Below are 22,770 nucleotides of genomic sequence, written 5' to 3' on the forward strand. Positions count from 1 at the left end.
ACGCCCGATGCAATATCTACGTCGACGCTCAGCCGTCAGCCGTCAGCCGTCAAGGGGCTTCTGCCACTCCGACCCACCCGGCGGGTAGTTGTACGAAGGACGCCCCGCCGCCCCGCTCGTACGGAAGGGCTTCCCGTTGTCGTCCACGCGGATCGTGCCGTGCCGCTCACCGCTGGTCCAATCCAGCTCCAGGTACCAGCTGACGTCCCGCGTCTTCGAACTGGCCGAGATGTAGAAGACCTCGGGGTCCGACTCGCTGACCTTGTAAGGGAAGTCCCGCTGTCCGGCCTTCGGTACGGAACTGGGCCGGCCCGCGTCCAGGTTGACGGCGAAGGACTTCGTGCCCACGCCGCCGCCGCAGCCGACACCCATCGCGTAGTCGGTCCAGGCGAGCGGGGCGTCGCTCTTCACGATCCGTACGTTCAGGGCCCGCAGCACGACCGTCTCACTGCCCGTGCCCTGCAAGGTCAGCTCGATGAACTGACTGTCGCTCGCCACCCCGCCGAGCGCCCCGACCCAGCCGGGCGCGTCCTGCTCGGTGGGCGGCGGGGGGACCTCCTCGGGCGGGCTGTCGATGAGGTAGTGCTGACTGCACGGGTCCTCGAAGGCGTACGGCCGGGTCGCCACCGTCACCGGCACCGCGTCACTGGAGGGCTTGCCCGCTGCCGTGGGCTCCTCACGCGTGGTGGGGGCGCCGGACGGGCTCGCGCTCCGGGAAGGGGTGAGGGAGGGCGAGGCGGACGGCGCCTGCTTGTCCTTGCCGTCCGACGAGGCGGAGGGCGAGGCGCTCTCCTCCGTCTCCTGGTACGGAGCCTCCGACACCTCCGAGGCGGCGGAACGGTCATCGGTCGACGGCCTGCCGGCGTAGGCGACGGCGGGTACGACGACCGCGACGACCGCCACGGCGGCTAGAACAAGACGCAGGCGTTTGGTACGGGGGAAACGGGCGACGCGGGGCCCGGCGACGGACCCGAGCACGGACCCGGACCCGGACCCGGACTCGGACCCGGATACGAGTACGGGTACGGGCTCGGTCACGGACTCGCGACCGGGGCCGGCTCCGGGCCGGGGTCCGGCCTCCGGTACGGGGGCAACCTCGGCCGGGGCCTCAGCCTCACCGTCATCACCGGCACCGGCACCCGCACCGGCATCACCGTCAGTCCCCGAGCCGGGCGCCGGAGACACGGGCACCGGGGTGGCAGACGGCGAGGCCGACGGAGCCGACCGGGCCCGCCGTCTCGCCTCGTCGGCGAGGATCCACCGCCGGTGCAGCTCGACCAGTTCCTCGGCGCTCGCCCCGCACAGCCGCGCGAGCCGCTCCACCGACGCGTAATCGGTCGGCACGGCGTCCCCGTTGCAGTAGCGGTGCAGCGTGGACGTACTGACATGGAGCCTCCCCGCGAGGACGCCGTAGCTGCGTCCCGAGCGGTCCTTCAGCCCCCTGAGCAGTTCCGCGAAAGCCTCGGCCTCGGTCGTCGCCACCCGTTGTTCCCCTCCCTGGTTCCTGCCGGTCCGTCCCGGGAACGCGTTCCAGGGAAACCATGTCTCCCCAGGTCAGAGTCTGTGCGAGCGTTCCAGCTTCCCCCATTGTCCCCTGCCGATTGCGGCCGCTTCCGACCGCCCCGCAAGGTGGGTGCAGCGCCGGCCGAACGGGGAGCAGAAATCAGAACTCGACTCCGTATCAGCCTGGTCGACGCGCTGGCCGTCGTCGTGGTGATCGCCTCCACGGTGGTCGTGCTCACGCTCGTCAACCGTCGCTGAACGCATCACTCGACAACCTCACCGAAACGGGGACTCCATCCTTATGCGTACGATCCGTCATCGCGCCGTCGCGGCAGCCGCGACCGCTCTTATCGCCTCCCTCGCCCTCACCGCCTGCGGGCCCGGCGACTCCGCCGACGCCGCGAAGAACTCCGGAGGGACCGCCGCGTCCTCCAGCACGCCGCCGGCCGGGCAGCAGACGCCGACGGACAACGAACAGCAGACGTCCGCCGACCGGCTCAGCGGCAACAGCGAAGGCGGCGGCAGCAACACAGGCACAAGCGGGGGCGGCACCACCCCGAAGAACAGCACCCCGAAGGACAGCGCCGCCAAGAACACCACCTCCAAGGCCCCCTCCAGGGGCACCGCCTGCACGGGCGACAACGCCAAGGTCAAGGTCAGCCAGGTCAGCCGACCGATCAATCACCTTCTCCTGACGGTCACCAACACCGGTGGCAAGAACTGCGACGCCTACTACGCCCCGCTCCTCCGCTTCGATGACGCCCAGGCCGCCACGCAGGTCAACGAGGACAGCCAGCCGCAGGCCGTCGTCACCCTCTCCCCGGGACAGTCGGCCTACGCCTCGATCGCCCTGGGCGGCGACGGGTCCCCGGACATCGCGGCGGAGGAGCTGACCGTCCACTTCCCCGGACGCGACAACCAGGGCTCGGTGGGTTCCCCCTACGGCCCGATCGCACTCCCCGCGGGGACGATGATCTCCGACACCACGTCCGTGTCGTACTGGCAGATGGAGATGGCCGACGCCCTCACCTGGTGACGCTCTCACTTGGTGACACCCTCGCCCAGCCCCCGTCTGATCGGGGCCCCGCCCGAACAGCGGCCGGGGCCCCGATCAGGCCGCGACCGTACCCCGTACCTCCGGGTAGTCCACCTCGTCCGGCAGCCGGTAGCCGAGGGCGGTCAACCGCGACGCGACGTCCGCCGGGCTCCTCCCCGTCAGGCTCGCGCTGCGCAGGACATGTTCGAGATGGACGTTGTCCAGGGACGAGCGGTCGACCGTCTCCAGCAGCCGGATGTCCTTCACGTCCGCGACCGCGGGCACCTTCGCGTTGTCGTGCAGCCAGTGCCCCAGCGCGGCCAGCCTCCCGGTGATGTCCGCGGGGGTCCGTCCCGTCACGAGGGCCGCGCGCAGGATGTGCCGCAGCTGCACCCCGACGACACGGTTCACCGACAACCAGGGCGCGCGGCCGTCCAGTTCCTGGCTGAGGAGAACGAGGTCGTCCGCCTCCGGAGCGTCCGGCACGGGCCCGTCCGTTCCGCAGCCCAGCTCCCTCAGCCGGGCGACAATGGCCGCCTGCGGCCGGCCCGTCTCCCGTGCGACATCGAGGACATGCCCGCTGGGCACGGCTGAGTACCGGGACGGCCAGGGCTTGTGGCCGACCCCGCATCGGAGAATCCGCTCGTCCCCGGGTTCGGGCGTGTAGGGCAGCCGGAAGCCGAGCCCGATCAGCCGGGTGGCGGCGGCGTACGGGCTGTACCCGAGCTCCGCCGCGGCAGCGAGCACATGGCGTGCGGGCACCTCCGCGCCCCAGTCCAGCCACTCTCCGTTGCCCCTGCCTCCCGTGCGGATCAGCGCGATGTCCCGGGTGTCCGGGGATTCGGGCAGCGGATGCCCGGCCTGGACGGCGTAGCCGAAGGCGGTCAGCCTGCGCGCGGCGTCGGCGGGGCTCCGGCCCACCCGGCCCGCCGCGGCGAGTATGTGCCGCAGCGGCACGGGCTTGCCGAGTTCGAACCACGACAGGCTGTACGTCTCCGCCTTGATCAGCAGAGCGTCGTCCCGGTCGACCGTGCGGGGCAGCGGGCCGTCCGGAAGCTCGACGTCGGTGTATCCCAGCGCGGTCAGCCTCGACACGATGGCGGCGGGAGAACACTCCACCGTCGCGGCGGCCAACAGAACATGCCCGAACGGCACCCGCCGGTCGGGCTTCGCCCAGGAGGTCTCACGTCCCACCCGGAGATGGGTGATCCGGAGGTCCTCCGGATCCTGGGATTCAGGGCTGTTCGACATCGTGGACCTTTCGGGAGCGGGGCGGGCGCGCGGGGCGAGTACGGCGGCGAGGATCAGGTGCGGCGGTCATTCGGCCACCGCGATGTAACGGCCGCCGTTGCCGAACTCCTCGTCGTCGACCGCCCATTCACCCCATTCATCGCCTTCCACCTCATTCCTCCCGTACAGGTTCACCCGAACCCCCGCGGGCTCCAGCGCCGTCCATATCCGCAGCATCATGTCGTGGCTGAGGAAGTGGTGTGAGAGATCGAGTTCCCTGAGGTGGGTGAGCGGCTGCCCGTGCAGCAGCGCTTCCGCGCCCTCGTCGGAGAGCGTGCCCATGGACAGGCTCAGTGAGGTGAGCCGTGGCACGACCGGCGCGGAGGCGATCGCGGCGGCCAGTTCGTCCTGGATGGGGCTGTTCTGCAAGCCCAAGTGGCGCAGAGCGGGCTTGTGTTCACCCGCGAGGAGCGGGGCGAGCTGCTCGACGGTGGTGCCGCCGCCGTACTCGTCGTCTCCCAGCCACAGCTCCAGCCGCTCCAGCGAGGGCAGATCGGCGGCGGCGATGTGCGCCGCCGCCTCGGGAGGCAGCCCACCGGACTCGACACGCAGCACCCGCAGCCCCGCGTGACCTGTCACGGGAAAGTCCAGCCCCGCTCCCCCGCGAACGGCCAGCTCCCGCAGACCGGGAAACGCCTCCAGCAGCGGCGCGAGATCGGATTGCCCGATCGAGGAGATCATCTCCTCCTCGTCCTCCAGGTCACTGAGGAAGAGCGCTTCGAGGCCGGCCAGCCGGGAGCTCAGGTCGATGAGCGGCTGGTCGGACAGGTAGTGCGCGCCATGGCCGAGGACCAGCGCCCGTACCTTCGCCAGCTCCACCGTGCTGGTGAAGCGGTCCCAGTAGTCCTCGTAGTCCTCGTCGGACGAGTACGGCCCGGTCCACAGACGCCAGGCGACCGAACCGGCGTCGGGCAGTTCCGTGGCCCGGGTGTACGGCGGAACGGTCAGTACGGGTAGGCCATGGAACCGCTCGACGTGCTGGACGTAGGACAAGGGGGGCTCCCGGGGCTCTTGGGGCCGGCATCGGTGCGCCCTGTTCTACCAGCGACCTCCGACAGCCCGGCCTCGGAGCCCCGGGTCTCGGAGCCCCCGGCCTCAGGGACCCGGCCTCACAGCCCCGGTCTCAGGGCCGGGCGCCAGGACCCCGGCCTGCACAGCCCCGGCCTCACCGCCCGGCGTCAGAGCTTCCCCGCCACCTCGGTCGCCCAGTACGTCAGGATCATGTTCGCCCCGGCGCGCTTGACCCCGGTCAGGGTCTCCAGGATCGCCGCGTCGCGGTCGATCCAGCCCTTCTCCGCCGCCGCCTCGACCATCGCGTACTCGCCGGAGATCTGGTACGCCGCGACCGGCACGTCCACCTCGGCCGCGATACGCGCCAGGATGTCCAGATACGGCAGCGCCGGCTTGACCATCACCATGTCGGCGCCCTCTTCGAGGTCGAGCGCCAGCTCGCGCAGTGACTCCCGGGCGTTCGCCGGGTCCTGCTGGTAGGTCTTGCGGTCGCCCTTCAGCGAGGAGCCGACGGCCTCCCGGAACGGGCCGTAGAACGCCGACGAGTACTTCACGGTGTACGCGAGGATCGACACGTCCTCCCTGCCGATCGTGTCGAGCGCGTCGCGCACGACGCCGATCTGACCGTCCATCATGCCGCTGGGGCCCACCACATGGGCGCCCGCGTCGGCCTGGACCTGGGCCATCTCGGCGTACCGCTCCAGGGTCGCGTCGTTGTCGACCCGCCCCTGGTCGTCCAGTACCCCGCAGTGGCCGTGGTCGGTGAACTCGTCCAGACACAGGTCGGACATGACGACCAGGTCGTCGCCGACCTCTTCCCGCACGGCGCGGATCGCGGCCTGGAGGATCCCGTCCGGGTCCGTGCCCGCCGTACCCGTCGCGTCCTTCTTGTCGTCCTCGGGGACACCGAAGAGCATGATCCCGGAGACGCCGGCCGAGGCCGCCTCCACCGCCGTCTTGCGCAGCGTGTCCAGCGTGTGCTGGACGACGCCGGGCATCGCGGAGATCGGAACGGGCCGGCTGATGCCCTCGCGTACGAACGCGGGAAGGATGAGATCCGCCGGGTGCAGCCGGGTCTCGGCCACCATCCGTCGCATCACCGGGTTCACCCGCAGCCGCCGGGGCCGCGAGCCGGGGAAGGATCCGTGCACAGTCATCGTCAGTCGCCTCTTGGGTCCGCTGCTTCGTCGGGGCCCGGCCGGCCGTCGGACCCCTTCGACCATAAACCCGGCATCCCCGCCCCTTTACCGACACCACGACCGGGAAACCGGCGGCGAAACCCGGGGCGCGCCTTCGTGCCTTCAAGGTCTCGCTGCCTTCAGGGTCTCGCGCCTTCAGGGTCTCGTGCCTTCAGGGCCTCGCCCGCCCGGCGCCGCCCGGAGACGACAGCGGGGCCGGGCCGCCTCGGCGACCCGGCCCCACATCGTTCGACGCACCCGCCCGGCTCGCGGGCGTACACGTCTCAGGTCGTACGGCGCCTGCGGCTGCCCGGCCTGCGCTCGCTCGGCCGCGTGACCGTTTCGCCTGCCTCCTTCGCCGCCTCACGGCGCTGCGTGCCGAACGCGGCGAGCGCCTCGGCCAGCTTGTGCACCGATGGCTCCGGCGAGAGGACGTCCACGCGCAGTCCGTGCTCCTCGGCGGTCTTCGCCGTCGCGGGGCCGATGCACGCGATCACCGTCACGTTGTGCGGCTTGCCCGCGATACCGACCAGGTTCCGCACGGTCGAGGACGAGGTGAAGAGCACGGCGTCGAAGCCGCCGCCCTTGATCGCCTCGCGGGTCTCGGCCGGCGGCGGCGAGGCGCGCACCGTGCGGTACGCGGTGACGTCGTCGACCTCCCAGCCCAGCTCGATCAGCCCCGCCACCAGCGTCTCGGTGGCGATATCGGCGCGCGGCAGGAACACCCGGTCGATCGGGTCGAAGACCGGGTCGTAGGGCGGCCAGTCCTCCAGCAGCCCGGCCGCCGACTGCTCGCCCGACGGCACCAGGTCGGGCTTCACCCCGAAGTCCACGAGCGACGCGGCGGTCTGCTCGCCCACCGCGGCGACCTTGATCCCGGCGAAGGCGCGGGCGTCGAGCCCGTACTCCTCGAACTTCTCCCGCACCGCCTTCACGGCGTTGACCGAAGTGAACGCGATCCACTCGTACCGGCCGGTGACCAGGCCCTTGACCGCGCGCTCCATCTGCTGGGGCGTGCGCGGCGGCTCGACCGCGATGGTCGGGACCTCGTGCGGGACCGCGCCGTACGACCTGAGCTGGTCGGAGAGCGACGCGGCCTGCTCCTTCGTCCGCGGGACGAGCACCTTCCAGCCGAACAGGGGCTTGGACTCGAACCACGCGAGCTGGTCGCGCTGCGCGGCGGCGCTGCGCTCACCGACCACGGCTATGACGGGCTGGTGCCCCTCCGGGGAGGGCAGCACCTTCGCCTGCTTCAGGATCTGCGCGATGGTGCCGAGCGTGGCGTTCCAGGTGCGCTGACGAGTGGTCGTACCGGCGACGGTGACGGTCATCGGGGTGTCCGGCTTACGGCCGGCCGCGACCAGCTCACCGGCGGCGCTCGCGACCGAGTCCAGGGTGGTGGAGATGACGACCGTGCCGTCGCTCGCGCCGAGCTCGGTCCAGCACCGCTCACCGGCGGTCCTGGCGTCCACGAGCCGTACGTCCGTGCCCTGCGCGTCGCGCAGCGGTACCCCGGCGTACGCCGGCACACCGACCGCGGCTGCGATGCCGGGGACGACTTCGAAGGGAATGCCCGCGGTGGCACAGGCGAACATCTCCGTGCCCGCGTCGCCGTCCAGCCCCGGGTCACCGGAGACCGCACGCACGACCCGCTTGCCGCCCCGCGCGGCCTCCATGACAAGATTGGCCGCATCCCGGATCGCGGGGATCCCGGCGGCTGCTGACACATCGTCAACAACCGTCAGCGCAGGGGTGTGCACACCCGCCCTGGCGTGGCCGCGTACGACTTCGAGCACATCAGGCTCGGCAATCAGTACATCCGCCCCCGCGAGCGCCTCGACGGCGCGGAGTGTCAGCAGACCCGGATCTCCGGGTCCGGCACCGAGGAAGGTGACGTGCCCCGATGCGGAGCAGGCTGGAAGGTCAGAGGTGGTGGGGCTCAAAGTGCTCGCTCCCCCATAAGACCGGCCGCACCCTTGGCGAGCATCTCGGACGCGAGTTCGCGACCGAGCGCGATGGCGTCGCCGTGCGACGTGGGTACGGGACCGGTGGTGGACAGCTGCACCAGCGTCGAGCCGTCGGTCGTGCCGACGACGCCGCGCAGGCGCATTTCGTTGACAACCTGTCCGTCGGCCAGCAGGTCGGCCAACGCACCCACGGGTGCGCTGCAGCCGGCCTCCAGGGCGGCGAGCAGGGAACGCTCGGCGGTCACGGCGGCCCGGGTGTACGGGTCGTCGAGCTCGGCGAGCACTGCGGCGAGGTCCACGTTGACCGCGGCGCACTCGACAGCAAGGGCCCCCTGGCCGGGGGCGGGCAGGACCGTGTCGACCGACAGGAACTCGGTCACCTCGTCGATCCGGCCGATGCGGTGAAGCCCTGCGGCGGCGAGTACGACCGCGTCGAGCTCCCCGTCGCTGACATAGCCGATCCGCGTGTCGATGTTCCCGCGGATCGGTACGGTTTCGATGGTGCGGCCATGGTTGCGCGCGTACGCGTTGAGCTGCGCCATCCGGCGCGGCGACCCCGTACCGACCCGGGCGCCCGCCGGCAGCCGCTCGAAGGTCAGCCCGTCGCGCGCGATCAGCACGTCCCGGGGGTCCTCACGGCGCGGCACGGCCGCCAGGGTCAGATCGTCGGGCTGGGTCGTCGGCAGATCCTTGAGGGAGTGCACGGCGAAGTCGACCTCGCCCGCCAGCAGCGCGTCACGCAGCGCGGTCACGAAGACTCCCGTGCCGCCGATCTGCGCGAGATGCTCGCGGGAGGTGTCGCCGTACGTGGTGATCTCGACCAGCTCCACCGGCCGGCCGGTCAGCTCCCGCACGGCGTCCGCCACCTGGCCGGACTGTGCCATGGCGAGCTTGCTGCGCCTGGTTCCGAGCCTCAGCGGCTTCTCGGGCCTCAGTGCCTTCTCGGTCATACTCGCCCTCTGCCTACACCGTCGGTGTCATTCAGGTCGGCCCGGCTGACGGCGGCGACCGTCTGCGGGTCGAGGTCGAAGAGTTCACGCAGCGCGTCCGCGTACCCGGCACCGCCGGGCTCGCCTGCCAGCTGCTTGACCCGCACGGTGGGCGCGTGCAGGAGTTTGTCGACGACGCGGCGCACGGTCCTGGTGATCTCGGCGCGCTGCTTGTCGTCAAGCCCGGGGAGCCTGCCTTCGAGGCGCGCGACCTCGCTGCTCACCACATCGGCGGCCATGGCGCGCAGCGCGACCACGGTCGGTGTGATGTGAGCGGCGCGCTGGGCGGCGCCGAAGGCCGCCACCTCGTCCGAGACGATGGTGCGTACCTGATCGACATCGGCGGCCATGGGGGCGTCGGCGGACGCCTCGGCCAGCGACTCGATATCCACGAACCGCACCCCGCCGAGGCGGTGCACGGCGGCGTCTATGTCACGGGGCATGGCGAGGTCCAGCAGCGCCAGCTGGGTCGTACGGCGGTGCAGCGCCGTCTCGACGGCGCTGTAGGTCAGCACCAGCCCGGTCGCGCCCGTGCAGGAGACGACCACATCGGCGCGGGGCAGCTCGTCGGCGAGGGCGGTCATGTCCACGGCACGCGCGAGGACGCCCGTGGAGCCGGGCTCGGTCAGGATCTGTACGAGCCGGTCGGCGCGCGCGGCCGTGCGGTTGGCGATGACGATCTCGTCGACGCCGAGGCGCGCGAGTGTCGCGGCGGCCAGCGAGGACATCGAGCCCGCGCCGATCACCAGCGCGCGCTTCTTCTTGGCCCAGGCGTCCACGGCCGCGCCGGCGGCGAGCTGCTCCAGACCGAAGGTGACCAGCGACTGCCCGGCCCGGTCGATCCCGGTCTCGCTGTGGGCGCGCTTGCCGACCCGCAGGGCCTGCTGGAAGAGGTCGTTGAGCAGCCGGCCCGCGGTGTGCAGCTCCTGCCCCAGCGCCAGCGCGTCCTTGATCTGTCCGAGGATCTGGCCCTCGCCGACGACCATCGAGTCCAGCCCGCAGGCCACCGAGAAGAGATGGTGGACGGCCCGGTCCTCGTAGTGCACATAGAGATACGGGGTGAGCTCCTCCAGGCCGACACCGCTGTGCCGGGCGAGGAGCGTGGACAGCTCGGCGACCCCGGCGTGGAACTTGTCGACGTCGGCGTACAGCTCGATGCGGTTGCAGGTGGCGAGGACCGCGGCCTCGGTCGCGGGCTCCGCGGCGAGCGAGTCCTGCAACAGCTTGATCTGTGTGTCGGTGGCAAGGGAGGCCCGCTCCAGCACACTCACGGGTGCGCTGCGATGGCTCACTCCGACGACCAGGAGACTCATGCTGGCATCACCGCGGGGACGTCCCCGTCGGGTCCCTTCCGGTTCGCGGCGGCGCTGCCCGCCTCCGGCGCGTCCACGCCCGCATCGGTGCCGCTCATGCCCACGGTGCCGACCGCGCTGCCGCGCTCGGCGGCTGCCGCCGCTTCCGCCGCGGCCCCCTCACCGGCCTTGCGCTGCTCGTGGAAGGCGAGGATCTGGAGCTCGATGGAGAGGTCGACCTTGCGGACGTCCACGCCGTCCGGCACCGAGAGCACGGTCGGCGCGAAGTTGAGGATGGAGGTCACACCGGCGGCGACCAGCCGCTCGCAGACCTGCTGGGCGGCGCCCGCCGGGGTCGCGATGACCCCGATCGACACGCCGTTGTCGGTGATGATCTTCTCCAGCTCGTCCGTGTGCTGGACCGGCATCCCGGCGACCGGCTTGCCCGCCATCGCGGGATCGGCGTCTATCAGCGCGGCCACCCGGAACCCGCGGGAGGCGAATCCGCCGTAATTGGCGAGCGCGGCGCCGAGGTTACCGATACCGACGATGACGACCGGCCAGTCCTGCGTCAGCCCCAGCTCGCGGGAGATCTGGTAGACGAGATACTCGACGTCGTAGCCCACGCCGCGCGTCCCGTAGGAACCGAGATAGGAGAAGTCCTTCCGCAGCTTGGCGGAGTTGACCCCGGCCGCGGTCGCGAGCTCTTCGGAGGAGACCGTGGGTACGGAACGCTCGGACAGAGCGGTCAGCGCCCGCAGATACAGCGGAAGCCTGGCGACGGTGGCCTCGGGGATTCCTCGGCTACGGGTCGCCGGTCGGTGAGTTCGGCCAGTTGCCACGGTGCTCCTGCGGGATGAGCGAGGCTGCAGGCGGTCGTATGTCCCTGGACCGCCCCGTCGAATGCAGGTTATGTCTTTGTGAACGCGTGCACAAAGATTGTGTCCGCTTTGTCCGAGCAAAGTGACCGGGGTCACGCGCGTCGATCCCGCGGTGACGGAACCGGAGACCACGTCAACCCGTTGCACACACGAAGGGGGCAAAACCGCACACACTCCTCAACGAATACGCCCCCGAGACCGCTCCCCCTGCCTCCCGGGACCGATCCCCGGACGCCCGACGCCATCCCGGGACCACTGTCGCGGCCCGGAGCATGATCACCAGAGAAAACCCAGCAAAGCGCCCACGATGGTAACCGTCTTTCCCTTCAGCCCCCCAGTTCGCGGCGGAGCCGATCCGCGTCCACCCGCCAGAATGTGTGCTGCTCCCCGTCCACCAGGACAACCGGAATCTGCTCCCAGTACGCGCGATGCAGCTCTTCGTCCCGCGTAATATCCTTTTCCTCCCATGATGCTCCGGTCTCCGCGCACACCGTTTCGATCACGGCGCGGGCGTCGTCGCAGAGATGGCACCCGGGTTTCGAGACGAGCGTCACCATCCGCTCGGCGGCCTTCTTCTTCGTCTTACGTCGCAGCAGAGGACTCATGCGGCCATTCTCCGCCCGCACCGCTCGCGGTGGTGCCGGTCGTCCACAGCCGGGACCGGATCACACGATCAGCGGATTAACGCACCGGCCGTGGAGAGTTCACTCCACGGCATCCCCACGCGTCGGGAAGTACCGAACAGACTGGCTATGCTCACGCTATGGCCGCACTGGGATGGCTCACCCCCCGCAAGCGCTCCGCCACCGCACGGAGCGTGCTCGCAGGCGAGGCCGCAGCCGAGGCGGGACTCAGATCCACGCAGGAGTCACACGCGGCGTCGGAGGCCGAGGCCGCCGCCAAGGCGGACAAGGTGCCCGACTTCCCCGTCTTCGGGGACAACCGCGCCGCCGCCTTCTTCGATCTCGACAACACCGTGATGCAGGGCGCCGCGATCTTCCATCTCGGCCGCGGCCTGTACAAGCGGAAGTTCTTCCAGCGCCGTGAGCTCGCCCGGTTCGCCTGGCAGCAGGCCTGGTTCCGGGTGGCCGGGGTCGAGGACCCCGAGCACATGCAGGACGCCCGCGACAGCGCCCTGTCCATCGTCAAGGGCCACCGGGTCTCCGAGCTGATGTCCATCGGCGAGGAGGTCTACGACGAGTACATGGCCGACCGGATCTGGCCGGGCACCCGCGCGCTCGCCCAGGCCCACCTGGACGCGGGGCAGCAGGTCTGGCTGGTGACGGCGGCGCCCGTCGAGACCGCGACGATCATCGCCCGCCGGCTCGGCCTGACCGGCGCCCTCGGCACCGTCGCCGAATCGATCGACGGCGTCTACACCGGCAAGCTCGTCGGCGAACCGCTGCACGGCCCCGCGAAGGCCGAGGCCGTCCGCGCCCTGGCCGCCACCGAGGGCTTCGACCTGGACCGCTGCGCGGCGTACAGCGACTCGCACAACGACATCCCGATGCTCTCGCTGGTCGGACACCCGTACGCCATCAACCCCGACGCCAAGCTCCGCAAGCACGCGCGCCGGCTGGACTGGCGGCTGCGCGACTACCGGACCGGCCGCAAGGCGGCCAAGGTCGGTATCCCGGCGGCGGCCGGAGTCGGCGCCCTCGCGGGCGGCACGGCCGCTGCGGTCGCCCTGCACCGCCGCCGCCGCTGACACAGCGTCGCCGGCCGGGCCGCAACGAGAGACACGCCCAGGAGACACGCCGCCGGGCGACAAATCGACACGTACGGCCCTGCGAGAATCCCCGCAGGGCCGTACGTACATCCGTCACCCAGGCACAACCCATCGCGAGAGCAGACAGATCTTGACGCAATCCGATCAGCAAATGGTCACGATGTGCGACTAGATACGCCGCATAGGCGTCATGGAAGCGACGTAATCGATGATTTGAGCAACTGGGTGTAGCACTGCCTGTACGAAGCGTTATTCTCCTCAGACGCATACCGGACCCCACACGTCGCCACGACGAGTGAACGGTCCCGCACTGCACGTGATGGAAGCTCTGCCTCTGGGAGTCCCGTGTACCCACACGTCGGGGTTGACGCCTCGGGCCTGGCTACGCTGCGCGCAACGGTCCTCGACCACTTGCGCGGCTTCGTCCCCACCGCGTACGCCGTCCCCGCCTTCGCCGCACCGGCCCCTGCCGTGAGCGGCCCTATCGGTCCTTGTTATGCCCTGGCGAGCGGCGGTGCGGCGGTCGGCAGACGGGGGAGCCGAAGCAGCACCGCCGCCTCGACCACCGCCCGTCGACCCAGCGCCGACAGCGACAGCGCCCGCATGATGGAGCTCGTCGAGCGCGCCCAGGCCGGTGAGGCCGAGGCCTTCGGCCGGCTGTACGACCAGTACAGCGACACCGTCTACCGTTATATCTACTACCGCGTGGGCGGGAAGGCGACCGCGGAGGATCTCACCAGCGAGACGTTCCTGCGCGCACTGCGCCGGATCTCCACCTTCACCTGGCAAGGGCGCGACTTCGGCGCCTGGCTGGTCACGATCGCCCGGAACCTGGTCGCGGACCATTTCAAATCGAGCCGTTTCCGACTCGAAGTGACCACGGGCGAAATGCTCGACGCCAACGAGGTGGAGCGCAGCCCGGAGGACTCCGTCCTGGAGTCCCTCTCGAACGCGGCGCTGCTCGAAGCCGTACGCAAGCTCAACCCACAGCAGCAGGAGTGCGTCACACTGCGCTTCCTGCAAGGTCTCTCGGTCGCCGAGACGGCCCGCGTCATGGGCAAGAACGAAGGAGCGATCAAAACCTTGCAGTACCGAGCCGTACGAACACTGGCCCGGCTGTTGCCCGAAGACGCCCGCTGACCGCCGCTGTCCCCCCACCCTCCACCAGCCGGCCGTCCCCCCTCCGCCCACCCCCACCTCGGACCCAACTCACAGTCGGTGACGCCTCGATGACGCGCTGGTCCGATCATCCTTCGCGCGTAACCCATGTGCCGCGCCGCTCGTTGTGCGGGATGCAGGCTCCCTGCGGTCACGCCATGCCCGCAGCCACTCACTCAATCGTGTGGATGTGCTCAAGGCGTGCAACCTTCCGGACCCCCAGGGGAGTCGATCGTCATGACGAGAGGAGGTGCCGCCAGTGATCGCGAACGTTTCGGCACACCGGCGGGCGAACGCCTTCGCCCAGGCCCTGGAAGACCAGACGGTCCAGGGCGCGGCGGCCGAACAGCCCGCCGAGTCGGCCGAACCGGCCGAACAGGGGCGGCTGTTGGCCCTGGCGAGTGGTCTCGGTGAACTGCCGAAACCGACGCTGGACCCCGAGGTCAAAATGGTGCAACGGGCACAGCTCGTGGCAGCCATGGAGGCCATGCTGCTGGAGGACACAGCCGCCGGGGGGGCGACTCCGGGCCCTACGGTGCCGGAGCAGCGCAAGTCCGGACGGGGTGCCCACCGGGCTTCCCGCCTCCGGAGACTGCGCCCCAGATCCCGTTGGTCCAAGGGCCTTGCGGCGGGCGGGCTCACGGTCGGTGTGGCGGCGGGCGCCTTCGGCGGAGTCGCCGCTGCCAGTTCCGACGCCCTGCCCGGTGATTCGCTGTACGGGCTGAAACGAGGAATGGAGGACTTCAAGCTCAATCTGGCGGACGACGAGTCCGACCGCGGCGAGCTGTATCTGGACCACGCCTCGACCCGGCTCAGCGAGACCCGTCGGCTCATGGAACGTGGCCGCTCCGGCCGGCTCGACCACGAATCCATGGGCGAGATCCGACGTACGCTCAGCGGGATGAAACACGACGCCGCAGAGGGCCACCGCCTGCTCCATCAGGCATACGAACGGGACGGCTCACTCGGCCCGATCGCCACCCTCTCGTCGTTCTCCGCCTCGCACCGCCAGGCCTGGAACGGGCTGCGCGAGCGGCTGCCCGTCCAGCTGACGGACGTCGGCGACGAAGTCAGTTCGGTCTTCGACGCCATAGACGAAGAGGTCGCTCCGCTCCAGTCACTGCTGCCGCGCCCACCGGAGAAGCAGGCGGGAGCCACGCACCCCGGCTCCACACCCGACTCCACCGGCACCGGGCGTCCGAGCGATCCCTCGCCCTCCGCACCGAGCGAGGGCGGCGGCAGTGGCTCGCACACCAGCGACCGGCCCGACCCGTCCGCGCCCGACTCGGACAGCGCGTCCGAGGAGGGCCTGCTCGGCGGCGGCACGGGCGGCCTGCTCGACCCGCCGCAGAGCAGCGCCACGCCGTCGCCGTCCGAGAACCAGGACAGCTCCGACCGTCCAGGACCGGACGTCACGATCCCGCCGCTGCTGCCGGATCTGCTGCCCGGACTCGGCTTCAAGGCCGAGGACGCGGATCAGTAGAGGACGCGGGATCGGTAACCATCAGCGGCTGTACAAGTGAGGGGCGGTGCTCCACCGGAGCACCGCCCCTCGTACGCGTCCTCACGCACGTCCTCGCGCACGCCCTCGTTCAGAAGAACACCGACCGCCGCTGCACCAGCAACTTGTAGAGCGTGTGCTGGATCTGCTCGCGGACCTGATCCGTCAGATTGAACATCAGCATCGGATCCTCCGCCGCCTCGGGCGGATAGCCGTCCGTCGGGATCGGCGCACCGAACTGGATCGTCCACTTCGTCGGCAGCGGCAGCATTCCCAGCGGCCCCAGCCAGGGGAACGTCGGTGTGATCGGGAAGTACGGCACACCCAGCAGCCGGGCCAGCGTCCGGGAGTTGCCGATCATCGGATAGATCTCCTCGGCGCCCACGATCGAACACGGCACGATCGGCGCCCCCGCACGCAGCGCCGTCGACACGAACCCGCCCCGGCCGAACCGCTGAAGCTTGTACCGGTCGCCGAACGGCTTGCCCAGCCCCTTGAAGCCCTCCGGCATCACCCCGACGACCTCGCCGCGCCGGAGCAGTATCTCGGCGTCCTCCGCGCACGCCAGGGTGTGCCCGGCTTTCCGCGCCAGCTCGTTGACCACGGGCAGCACAAAGACCAGATCGGCCGCCAGCAGCCGCAGATGCCGGTCCGCCGGATGGTTGTCGCGCACGGCGACCTGCATCATCAGCCCGTCCAGCGGCAGCGTCCCCGAGTGATTGGCCACCACGAGCGCCCCGCCGTCCGACGGGATGTTCTCGATGCCCTTCACCTCGACCCGGAAGTAGTTCTCGTAGAGCGGCCGGATCAACGACATCAGGACCTGGTCGGTGAGTTCCCTGTCGTACCCGAACTCGTCGATGTCGTACTCGCCGGTGAGCCGTCGGCGCAGAAACGCCAGCCCGCCCGCGAGCCGCCGCTCCCAGCCGCCCTCGGGCGCCGGTTCCGCAGCCGACTCCGCAGCCGGCTCCGATTCCGGTTCCGGTACGGGCAGCAGCGGTCCCCCCGATCCCGCCTCCCGTACGGGACCCGGCCCCGCCCCCGGCCCCTGCGAGCGCTTCGGAGCGCCGTCGTTGGCGTCTCCTCGCCGCCGCCGGCCGCCGGTGGATCCACGCCTCGACCTCGGTTCATCACCGAAGGGGATGACCTTGGCATCAGCCATGTCAGATGCGCTCCTTGCTGACGAGAGTGGAGAGCCGGTCGACAGTACGGGCCACCGCCTCGGGCGGCAGCAGCCCGGCGCCCCGGGCGCGCGCGAAGTCCGCGAAGGCCTCCGCGGTCGTGAACCGGGGCACAAAGCCCAGGGTCTCGCGCATCTGGTCCGTGCTGACCACCCGGCCATGAGTCAGCAGCCTGATCTGTTCCGGCGCGAAGTCCGTCATCCCGACCGTACGCAGCGCCGTACCGACCCAGGTCACGGCGGGCAGCGGAACGGGCACCGTGGGCCGCCCCAGCCGCCGTGAGCACTGCGAGAGCAGCAGCACGCCCTCACCGGCGACATTGAAGGTCCCGCTGTTGAGCGTCCCGCGTCGCGGCTCGTCCGAGGCGATCAGCAGGATGTCGACCACATCGTCCTCATGGACGAACTGGAGCCGCGGGTCGTAACCGAAGACCGTCGGCAGCATGGGCAGCGAGAGATATTCGGCGAGCGGTGAATCCGCCGCTGGCCCCAGGATATTCGCGAAGCGCAGCACACAGACCGCCACATCGGGTCTGCGGCGCGCGAACCCGCGTACGTACCCCTCGACCTCCACCGCGTCCTTGGCGAAGCCGCCGCTCGGCAGCGATTTGGGCGGCGTGGTCTCCGTGAAGATCGCCGGATCGCGGGGCGCGGAACCGTACACACTCGTACTGGACTTGACCACCAGCCGCTTCACCGTCGGCGACTTCTGGCAGGCGCCGAGCAGCTGCATCGTGCCGATGACATTGGTCTCCTTGACCGCGGCACGCCCGCCGGAGCCCAGCGGAGTGCCCGTCACATCCAGATGGACGACGGTGTCGACTCCGTGCTCGGCCAGAATCCGCGCGATAACCGGCTGGCGGATATCCGCGCGGACGAATTTCGCCTCGTCCAACTGATGCGCGGGCGGGACCGCGTCCACGGCGATGACCCGGTCCACATCGGATTGGCGCTGAACGCGCCGTACGAAACGGCCTCCGAGCTGACGGGCCGCTCCTGTCACGAGCACGACCTTGCCCAAGATCAGCGCCTTCCCCTGAAAGTCTCCGTGGCCGCCACCGTATCGGGTCGGTATCGCGCCAGGGTGACCGCACGACGCGCCACACCATTTCTTTGACCGGCAAACACCGCGGCCCTCCCACCGTGTCGGTGGAAGGGCCGCGAATGCACGAACAGCTGCCGCTACTTCTTGTTGCGACGCTGAACGCGGGTGCGCTTGAGCAGCTTGCGGTGCTTCTTCTTGGCCATCCGCTTACGCCGCTTCTTGATAACAGAGCCCACGACTACCCTCGCTCACTTCTCTTCACTCGGTGCGGGGCGTCTGGGCCCACACGACCTACGTCGGCCTAGCCTACCCGCCGCCGAGTGAGGGACGTAATCCGAGGGACACCCGAGGTGATTCTCCCGGCGCCACGCACCCCGTCGCGACACGCGCCGCGACGGGGAACGAGCCGTACCGGTCTCGGCATCACGCAGACTCGACCCCCACAAATGACTCGCGGAGGTACTCGTGAACCGCTTGCTCCGGAACCCGGAATGACCTGCCCACCCGGATCGCCGGCAGATGACCGCTGTGCACCAAGCGGTACACGGTCATCTTCGACACTCGCATCACTGAGGCGACTTCCGCCACGGTAAGGAACTTGACCTCGTTGAGAGGCCTCTCGCTGCCAGCAGCCATGACCCACCTGTACCTTCCGCACGCGACGGCCACCGGCTTCCCCTCCGGTAACTCTTCGTCGCTGTGCGCTCACTCACCAGACTAGGGGCGGGTGATGCGAGTGGGGAAGAGGAGCAGCCTTCAGCCGCCTACTGTGACAGACACGCCCGATTGAGTACATAGCGCGTAAGCGGCCGGTAGTAATCAGACCGCACGGCGTCATCGAGGGGAACGGCGACGGACACCCGCCCCTCCGCCTCCCCGACGAACAGCGCGGGGTCATCCGTATCGGCGAGACCGATGGTCTCAATGCCCAGCTGACCTGCCCCGCAGACCCAGCCGTGATCCCCCACGACGAGCTCGGGCAGCGGGCCCCCGGACTCCGCCACCCCCTCCAGAGCCACCCGGACCGGCAGTGGTGAATGGGTGTGCGCGCCGGTCTCACGCCCGGCGCATCGCACGCCGGGCTCCCGCATCAGCGCGACTCCCCGTACGTAGTCAAGGTTGTACGTACGTACCCCGAACCGGGTCGTTATGTCGACACATCGCCCCTGCGCGGGAGTGAGAACGAGACATCCCGCCGCCGACAAAGCGTCTGCCAGCTCCGCGTAGAACCCGAGAAGCCGATGCGGATGCCCCGTCCCGAGCAGCACCGGAGCCCTCCGCTCCGCCACGGCGCCCAGCCGGCCGGCGAACGCGTCGAGCGCGGTCAGCGTCCGCTCGGGATCGATGACATCAGGACCCGACACATGATCGGAATCAGCGGAAACCCCACACTTGTCGGCCATGAGCCTGAGCAAGTCCTGCTCGTTCCATGCCCATTCCGGATCGAGTCCGAGCGTCGCACGCGGATCGCGCGCGGCGAAGAGACGGTAGCTGCGCAGACTCGCCTCACGCGAGGTGGCCACAGGTCCGGCCAGCCTGGCCGCCAGCAGATGCGCCCGCAGCGCTCCGGTACTCAACACCCGGTCGATCCTGCCGCTTACGGCACTCCGGCGGGCTGGAACCCCTGATTCACCGCACAGTTGGCGTAACAGCGAACCAGCGGACCGGCGAATCTGCGAACCGACGACCCGGCGAACCCGCGAATCGTGACGGGAGCCGGGGCCCGACGCCCCGCCTCCCGCTACGCCAGCAGCCCCCGCAGCGGGAACACCGCCTTGCGCGTCGCCAGCACCGCCTGGTCCAGCCGGTCCGCCGGATCGTATCCGGCCTCCCACGGCTGCCAGGCCGGCGTCCGCCCGTCCGTCATCCGCCCGGGACCCAGCTGCCGCGTCCGCGCATACACCTCATCCCGCCAGGACTCCGGCACCTCCGACAGCGGGTCGATCGGCGCGTGCGCGGCGATCCCCACCAGATGGGTCCAGGACCGGGGCACCACATCGACGACCGCGTACCCGCCACCGCCCAGCGCCACCCACCGCCCGCCGTCCACATACTCGTGCACCAGGTCATGGCAGGACGCCTGCACCGCACGCTGCGCGTCGAGCGACACCGCGAGATGTGCCAGCGGATCCTCGAAATGCGTATCCGCGCCGTGCTGTGTCACCAGCACCTGCGGCCGGAAGTCCGCCAGCAGCTCGGGCACCACCGAGTGGAACGCCCGCAGCCAGCCCTCGTCCCCCGTACCGGCCGGCAGCGCCACATTCACCGCGCTGCCCTCGCCCGCGCCACCGCCGGTCTCCTCCGCCCAGCCGGTCTGCGGGAAAAGCGTCCGCGGGTGCTCGTGCAGAGACACCGTCAGCACCCGGGGGTCCTCCCAGAACGCCGTCTGGACCCCGTCCCCGTGATGCACGTCCACATCGATGTACGCGACCCGCTCCGCGCCCAGCTCCAGAAGCCGCGCGATCGCCAGGGCCGCGTCGTTGTAGATACAGAACCCGGACGCCGAGCCGGGCATGGCGTGATGCAGCCCGCCGGCGAAGTTCACGGCGTGCGCGGTCTCCCCGTGCCACACCGCCTCGGCCGCACCGACCGACTGCCCGGCGATCAGCGCCGATGTCTCGTGCATCCCCGCGAAGGCCGGATCGTCCGGCGTGCCGAGGCCGTACGACCCGTCGGCACCGCGCGGATCCAGCGAGGCCCGCCGAACCGCGTCCACATACTCCTGCCGGTGGACGAGGCGCAGCGTCGAATCCCCGGCGGCCGGCGCGGCCACCACATCCGCCGCCCGGTCCAGCCCGTACGCCCGCACCAACCCCATGGTCAGCACGAGCCGTACGGGATCCATCGGGTGGCTGGGCCCGAAGTCGTATCCCGTTACTGCGTCATCCCACATCAACCGTGCGCGGCCGCTCATGCCCGCCACCGTATCGGTCCTGCCGCTCTCCGAACGAGCGGGCGTACACGAGCGTCACCAAAACCATCACCATCGGTACGAGCATCGCGCCCCGGTAGCTCCACAGGTCCCCAACCGCCCCCACCAGCGGCGATCCGATCAGGAAGCCCACGTAGTTGAAGATATTGAGCCGGGCCACGGCCGTGTCACTCGCGGCGGGAAACAGTCGTCCGGCCGCCGCGAAGGTCCCCGGCACGATCACACACAGCCCGAGCCCGAGCATCGCGAACCCGAGGATCCCCATCCAGGCGGCGGACGCCACCGCCACCACCGCGAACCCGGCCCCCGCCAGCAGCGACCCGCACCGCACAACGGCCACAGGACCGAACCGCCGCACACCCAGATCCCCGACCGCACGCCCCAGCAGTGTGGTGACCATATAGACGTTGTACGGAACCGTCGCCAGCTCCTCCGAGCCGCCGAGGACATCCTGGAGGTACTTGGCGCTCCAGTTCGACACGGTGGAGTCACCGATATACGCGAAGGCCATGACAAGACACAGCGGCAGGAGCAGCCTGAAGTCGACCGGCTTGCTCGCGGCGCCCGCCGAGTCCCCGGCCTCCGCCGGGCCGGTGTCCGCGTCCGCATACCAGCGGCTGCCGATCAGCGCGGCCGGCAACAGCACGGCCACCACCGGGAGATACGACACCAGCAGCGGCAGATCCCAGTGCGCGCCCGCCCAGGCCAACGAGGCCCCGGCGATCCCGCCGAGGCTGTACGCGGCATGGAAACCGAGCATGATGCTCCGGCCGTACGCCCGCTGAAGGCTCACCCCGAGCATGTTCATCGACGCGTCGAGCGCACCGACCGACAGCCCGAACGCCGCCAGGGCGAGGCCGAGCTGCCACACCTCGCCACCGGCCGCGGCACCGAGAAGCGCCAGCAGTACGACGGGCTGCGCCCAGCGCAGCACCGCCCCGGGCCGCACCCGCGCGACCAGTTTCTCCGTGACGACACTGCCGACGCCGGCGAGGACCGGCACAGCGGCGAGGAAGGCGGGGAGGAGCGCGTCGGATATCCCGTACCGGTCCTGGATGGCGGGGATACGCGTCACGAGCAGGGCGAAGGTCACCCCCTGGACGAAGAAGCTCAGCGCCAGAGAGAGCCGACCGTGCCGCAAGCGCGCGTCTGTCATGGCCGGACAGCGTAGGACGCTCCTCTACCCATGGGTAGACAGATCACACAATGGAGCTCGCGACGGATTCCGCTCCGCGACGGATCCCAGGCTTCGACAGCGGATCCCCTGGCGGATGGGAACAGATCAGGCGAGCAGTCCCGGCAGTTCGGCCATCCTGCTGAAGTATCCGGTGGCGCCCGGCAGCTGGTCGGCCGGCGTCATCGCCGTGAACGCGTACACATCCATGCCCGCGGCCCTGGCGGCCCGGACCCCGAGGGGGCTGTCCTCCACCACCGCGCAGCGCTCGGGTGCCACGCCCATGCGCTCGGCAGCATGGAGAAAGAGATCGGGCGCCGGCTTGCCCCGCCCGACGTCCTGCGCGCTGAAGATGACGCTGTCCTCGAACCACCGGCTCAGCCCGGTCTTCCGGTGCCCGACACGGATCCGTTCATGGCTCCCGGAGGAGGCGACACAGTAGGGCACTCCGTCGCCGGCCAGCTTCTCCAGCACCTCGGTCACACCGTCGACCGGCTCCAACTCCCGCTCGAAGGCGGCGAAGACACGGGCGTGCAGGGTGTCGTCGAAGTCCGCGGGCAGAAGCTGCCCTGTCCGCTCCTTCACCAGGTCATGGACGCGATGAACGGCGGCCCCCATGTAGTCCCGAAGGGAGTCCTCGTAGGAGGTGGGATGGCCGAGCTCGGTGAGGTAGGCGGCCAGGATGGTGTTGGAGAGCGGCTCGCTGTCGACAAGGACACCGTCATTGTCGAAGATGATCAATTCATAGCGCATGTACCGAGCCTAATATGGGCCCTGAACGCAGGAATGCCCCGTGCCAAAAGGCACGGGGCATTCCCACAATGATTGTTCGGCGGCGTCCTACTCTCCCACAGGGTCCCCCCTGCAGTACCATCGGCGCTGTGAGGCTTAGCTTCCGGGTTCG

At 70.1% G+C, this 22,770-nt stretch carries 22 protein-coding genes and 1 rRNA gene; 5 read left to right on the forward strand and 18 right to left on the reverse strand.

The genetic code is table 11. The features are described 5' to 3' along the window. Nucleotides 1-42 precede the first annotated feature (42 nt). Nucleotides 43-1,482, reverse strand: a complete 1,440-nt coding sequence (locus AB0M67_RS26165) for a helix-turn-helix domain-containing protein (RefSeq protein ID WP_365749194.1) — start codon at nucleotides 1,480-1,482, stop codon at nucleotides 43-45. A 147-nt stretch (nucleotides 1,483-1,629) separates the two neighbouring features. Here AB0M67_RS26165 and AB0M67_RS26170 point away from each other — a divergent pair, with 147 nt between their 5' ends. After that, complete coding sequence (locus AB0M67_RS26170) at nucleotides 1,630-1,761, forward strand: hypothetical protein (RefSeq protein ID WP_365749196.1); 132 nt, start codon at nucleotides 1,630-1,632, stop codon at nucleotides 1,759-1,761. A 43-nt stretch (nucleotides 1,762-1,804) separates the two neighbouring features. Then, nucleotides 1,805-2,539 (forward strand): DUF4232 domain-containing protein, encoded by a 735-nt coding sequence (locus AB0M67_RS26175; RefSeq protein ID WP_365749198.1) that lies wholly within the window; start codon nucleotides 1,805-1,807, stop codon nucleotides 2,537-2,539. Nucleotides 2,540-2,614: 75 nt separating this feature from the next. Here AB0M67_RS26175 and AB0M67_RS26180 read toward each other — a convergent pair whose 3' ends face one another. The 8 genes from AB0M67_RS26180 to AB0M67_RS26215 all read right to left on the reverse strand — a co-directional run bounded on the left by AB0M67_RS26180 (nucleotide 2,615) and on the right by AB0M67_RS26215 (nucleotide 11,752). Further along, nucleotides 2,615-3,790, reverse strand: a complete 1,176-nt coding sequence (locus AB0M67_RS26180) for a hypothetical protein (RefSeq protein WP_365749200.1) — start codon at nucleotides 3,788-3,790, stop codon at nucleotides 2,615-2,617. Between the two features lie 66 nt (nucleotides 3,791-3,856). Next, nucleotides 3,857-4,822, reverse strand: a complete 966-nt coding sequence (locus AB0M67_RS26185; RefSeq protein ID WP_365749202.1) for an STM4015 family protein — start codon at nucleotides 4,820-4,822, stop codon at nucleotides 3,857-3,859. A 185-nt stretch (nucleotides 4,823-5,007) separates the two neighbouring features. Next, nucleotides 5,008-5,997 carry a porphobilinogen synthase gene (gene hemB / locus AB0M67_RS26190; protein WP_365749204.1) on the reverse strand — a complete coding sequence of 330 codons (990 nt, stop codon included), beginning with the start codon at nucleotides 5,995-5,997 and terminating at the stop codon, nucleotides 5,008-5,010. Nucleotides 5,998-6,302: 305 nt separating this feature from the next. After that, on the reverse strand, nucleotides 6,303-7,961 hold the full coding sequence (locus tag AB0M67_RS26195; protein ID WP_365749205.1) for a bifunctional uroporphyrinogen-III C-methyltransferase/uroporphyrinogen-III synthase: 1,659 nt from the start codon (nucleotides 7,959-7,961) through the stop codon (nucleotides 6,303-6,305). Then, on the reverse strand, nucleotides 7,958-8,935 hold the full coding sequence (gene hemC / locus AB0M67_RS26200) for a hydroxymethylbilane synthase (RefSeq protein ID WP_365749207.1): 978 nt from the start codon (nucleotides 8,933-8,935) through the stop codon (nucleotides 7,958-7,960). The genes AB0M67_RS26195 and hemC overlap by 4 nt, the downstream gene beginning before the upstream one ends. Further along, nucleotides 8,932-10,287 (reverse strand): glutamyl-tRNA reductase, encoded by a 1,356-nt coding sequence (locus tag AB0M67_RS26205; protein ID WP_365749209.1) that lies wholly within the window; start codon nucleotides 10,285-10,287, stop codon nucleotides 8,932-8,934. Before AB0M67_RS26205 ends, hemC begins: the two co-directional genes overlap by 4 nt. Continuing rightward, nucleotides 10,284-11,108, reverse strand: a complete 825-nt coding sequence (locus AB0M67_RS26210) for a redox-sensing transcriptional repressor Rex (RefSeq protein WP_365749211.1) — start codon at nucleotides 11,106-11,108, stop codon at nucleotides 10,284-10,286. The genes AB0M67_RS26205 and AB0M67_RS26210 overlap by 4 nt, the downstream gene beginning before the upstream one ends. A 365-nt stretch (nucleotides 11,109-11,473) precedes the next feature. After that, nucleotides 11,474-11,752: a glutaredoxin family protein gene (locus AB0M67_RS26215; RefSeq protein ID WP_365749213.1), complete on the reverse strand. Its 279-nt coding sequence runs from the start codon at nucleotides 11,750-11,752 to the stop codon at nucleotides 11,474-11,476. A gap of 158 nt (nucleotides 11,753-11,910) precedes the next feature. Here AB0M67_RS26215 and AB0M67_RS26220 point away from each other — a divergent pair, with 158 nt between their 5' ends. The 3 genes from AB0M67_RS26220 (at nucleotide 11,911) to AB0M67_RS26230 (ending at nucleotide 15,517) form a co-directional block, all read left to right on the forward strand. Continuing rightward, nucleotides 11,911-12,855: an HAD-IB family hydrolase gene (locus AB0M67_RS26220; RefSeq protein WP_365749215.1), complete on the forward strand. Its 945-nt coding sequence runs from the start codon at nucleotides 11,911-11,913 to the stop codon at nucleotides 12,853-12,855. 366 nt (nucleotides 12,856-13,221) lie between these two features. Beyond that, complete coding sequence (locus tag AB0M67_RS26225) at nucleotides 13,222-14,016, forward strand: ECF subfamily RNA polymerase sigma factor, BldN family (protein ID WP_365749217.1); 795 nt, start codon at nucleotides 13,222-13,224, stop codon at nucleotides 14,014-14,016. A gap of 277 nt (nucleotides 14,017-14,293) precedes the next feature. Continuing rightward, the gene (locus tag AB0M67_RS26230; RefSeq protein WP_365749218.1) at nucleotides 14,294-15,517 is read left to right on the forward strand and encodes a DUF5667 domain-containing protein; all 1,224 of its coding nucleotides are present in this window, start codon (nucleotides 14,294-14,296) and stop codon (nucleotides 15,515-15,517) included. A gap of 109 nt (nucleotides 15,518-15,626) precedes the next feature. On the opposite strand, the gene AB0M67_RS26235 is transcribed toward AB0M67_RS26230, so the two are convergent. The 9 genes from AB0M67_RS26235 to rrf all read right to left on the reverse strand — a co-directional run. Beyond that, nucleotides 15,627-16,697 (reverse strand): lysophospholipid acyltransferase family protein, encoded by a 1,071-nt coding sequence (locus AB0M67_RS26235; RefSeq protein WP_365749220.1) that lies wholly within the window; start codon nucleotides 16,695-16,697, stop codon nucleotides 15,627-15,629. Nucleotide 16,698: 1 nt separating this feature from the next. Then, nucleotides 16,699-17,736: an NAD-dependent epimerase/dehydratase family protein gene (locus AB0M67_RS26240; protein WP_365749222.1), complete on the reverse strand. Its 1,038-nt coding sequence runs from the start codon at nucleotides 17,734-17,736 to the stop codon at nucleotides 16,699-16,701. A 161-nt stretch (nucleotides 17,737-17,897) separates the two neighbouring features. Next, nucleotides 17,898-17,996, reverse strand: coding sequence for an AURKAIP1/COX24 domain-containing protein (locus AB0M67_RS26245; protein WP_003948845.1), 99 nt, complete (start codon nucleotides 17,994-17,996; stop codon nucleotides 17,898-17,900). 187 nt (nucleotides 17,997-18,183) lie between these two features. Beyond that, nucleotides 18,184-18,396, reverse strand: a complete 213-nt coding sequence (locus tag AB0M67_RS26250) for a helix-turn-helix domain-containing protein (protein ID WP_014046653.1) — start codon at nucleotides 18,394-18,396, stop codon at nucleotides 18,184-18,186. A gap of 128 nt (nucleotides 18,397-18,524) precedes the next feature. Then, a complete protein-coding gene (locus AB0M67_RS26255; RefSeq protein ID WP_365749224.1) occupies nucleotides 18,525-19,340 on the reverse strand; it encodes a phosphatase in 816 nt (271 codons plus the stop codon). A gap of 161 nt (nucleotides 19,341-19,501) precedes the next feature. Next, the gene (locus AB0M67_RS26260; protein WP_365749225.1) at nucleotides 19,502-20,674 is read right to left on the reverse strand and encodes an acetoin utilization protein AcuC; all 1,173 of its coding nucleotides are present in this window, start codon (nucleotides 20,672-20,674) and stop codon (nucleotides 19,502-19,504) included. Further along, nucleotides 20,643-21,848: an MFS transporter gene (locus tag AB0M67_RS26265; protein WP_365749227.1), complete on the reverse strand. Its 1,206-nt coding sequence runs from the start codon at nucleotides 21,846-21,848 to the stop codon at nucleotides 20,643-20,645. Before AB0M67_RS26265 ends, AB0M67_RS26260 begins: the two co-directional genes overlap by 32 nt. A 126-nt stretch (nucleotides 21,849-21,974) precedes the next feature. Continuing rightward, complete coding sequence (locus tag AB0M67_RS26270; RefSeq protein WP_365749229.1) at nucleotides 21,975-22,619, reverse strand: HAD family hydrolase; 645 nt, start codon at nucleotides 22,617-22,619, stop codon at nucleotides 21,975-21,977. A 74-nt stretch (nucleotides 22,620-22,693) separates the two neighbouring features. Then, nucleotides 22,694-22,770, reverse strand: a 5S ribosomal RNA gene (gene rrf, locus AB0M67_RS26275); the annotation flags it as partial.

This window comes from Streptomyces sp. NPDC051662, assembly GCF_040681655.1.
GTDB lineage: Bacteria > Actinomycetota > Actinomycetes > Streptomycetales > Streptomycetaceae > Streptomyces.

Excerpts from the sequence above, each read along its gene's own strand:
- AB0M67_RS26220 (WP_365749215.1), top strand. The coding sequence starts at position 11,911 with ATGGCCGCACTGGGATGGCTCACCCCCCGCAAGCGCTCCGCCACCGCA.
- hemB (WP_365749204.1), bottom strand. The coding sequence starts at position 5,997 with ATGACTGTGCACGGATCCTTCCCCGGCTCGCGGCCCCGGCGGCTGCGG.
- AB0M67_RS26235 (WP_365749220.1), bottom strand. The coding sequence starts at position 16,697 with ATGGCTGATGCCAAGGTCATCCCCTTCGGTGATGAACCGAGGTCGAGG.
- AB0M67_RS26215 (WP_365749213.1), bottom strand. The coding sequence starts at position 11,752 with ATGAGTCCTCTGCTGCGACGTAAGACGAAGAAGAAGGCCGCCGAGCGG.
- AB0M67_RS26180 (WP_365749200.1), bottom strand. The coding sequence starts at position 3,790 with ATGTCGAACAGCCCTGAATCCCAGGATCCGGAGGACCTCCGGATCACC.
- AB0M67_RS26205 (WP_365749209.1), bottom strand. The coding sequence starts at position 10,287 with ATGAGTCTCCTGGTCGTCGGAGTGAGCCATCGCAGCGCACCCGTGAGT.
- AB0M67_RS26250 (WP_014046653.1), bottom strand. The coding sequence starts at position 18,396 with ATGGCTGCTGGCAGCGAGAGGCCTCTCAACGAGGTCAAGTTCCTTACC.
- AB0M67_RS26265 (WP_365749227.1), bottom strand. The coding sequence starts at position 21,848 with ATGACAGACGCGCGCTTGCGGCACGGTCGGCTCTCTCTGGCGCTGAGC.
- hemC (WP_365749207.1), bottom strand. The coding sequence starts at position 8,935 with ATGACCGAGAAGGCACTGAGGCCCGAGAAGCCGCTGAGGCTCGGAACC.
- AB0M67_RS26260 (WP_365749225.1), bottom strand. The coding sequence starts at position 20,674 with ATGAGCGGCCGCGCACGGTTGATGTGGGATGACGCAGTAACGGGATAC.
- AB0M67_RS26270 (WP_365749229.1), bottom strand. The coding sequence starts at position 22,619 with ATGCGCTATGAATTGATCATCTTCGACAATGACGGTGTCCTTGTCGAC.
- AB0M67_RS26175 (WP_365749198.1), top strand. The coding sequence starts at position 1,805 with ATGCGTACGATCCGTCATCGCGCCGTCGCGGCAGCCGCGACCGCTCTT.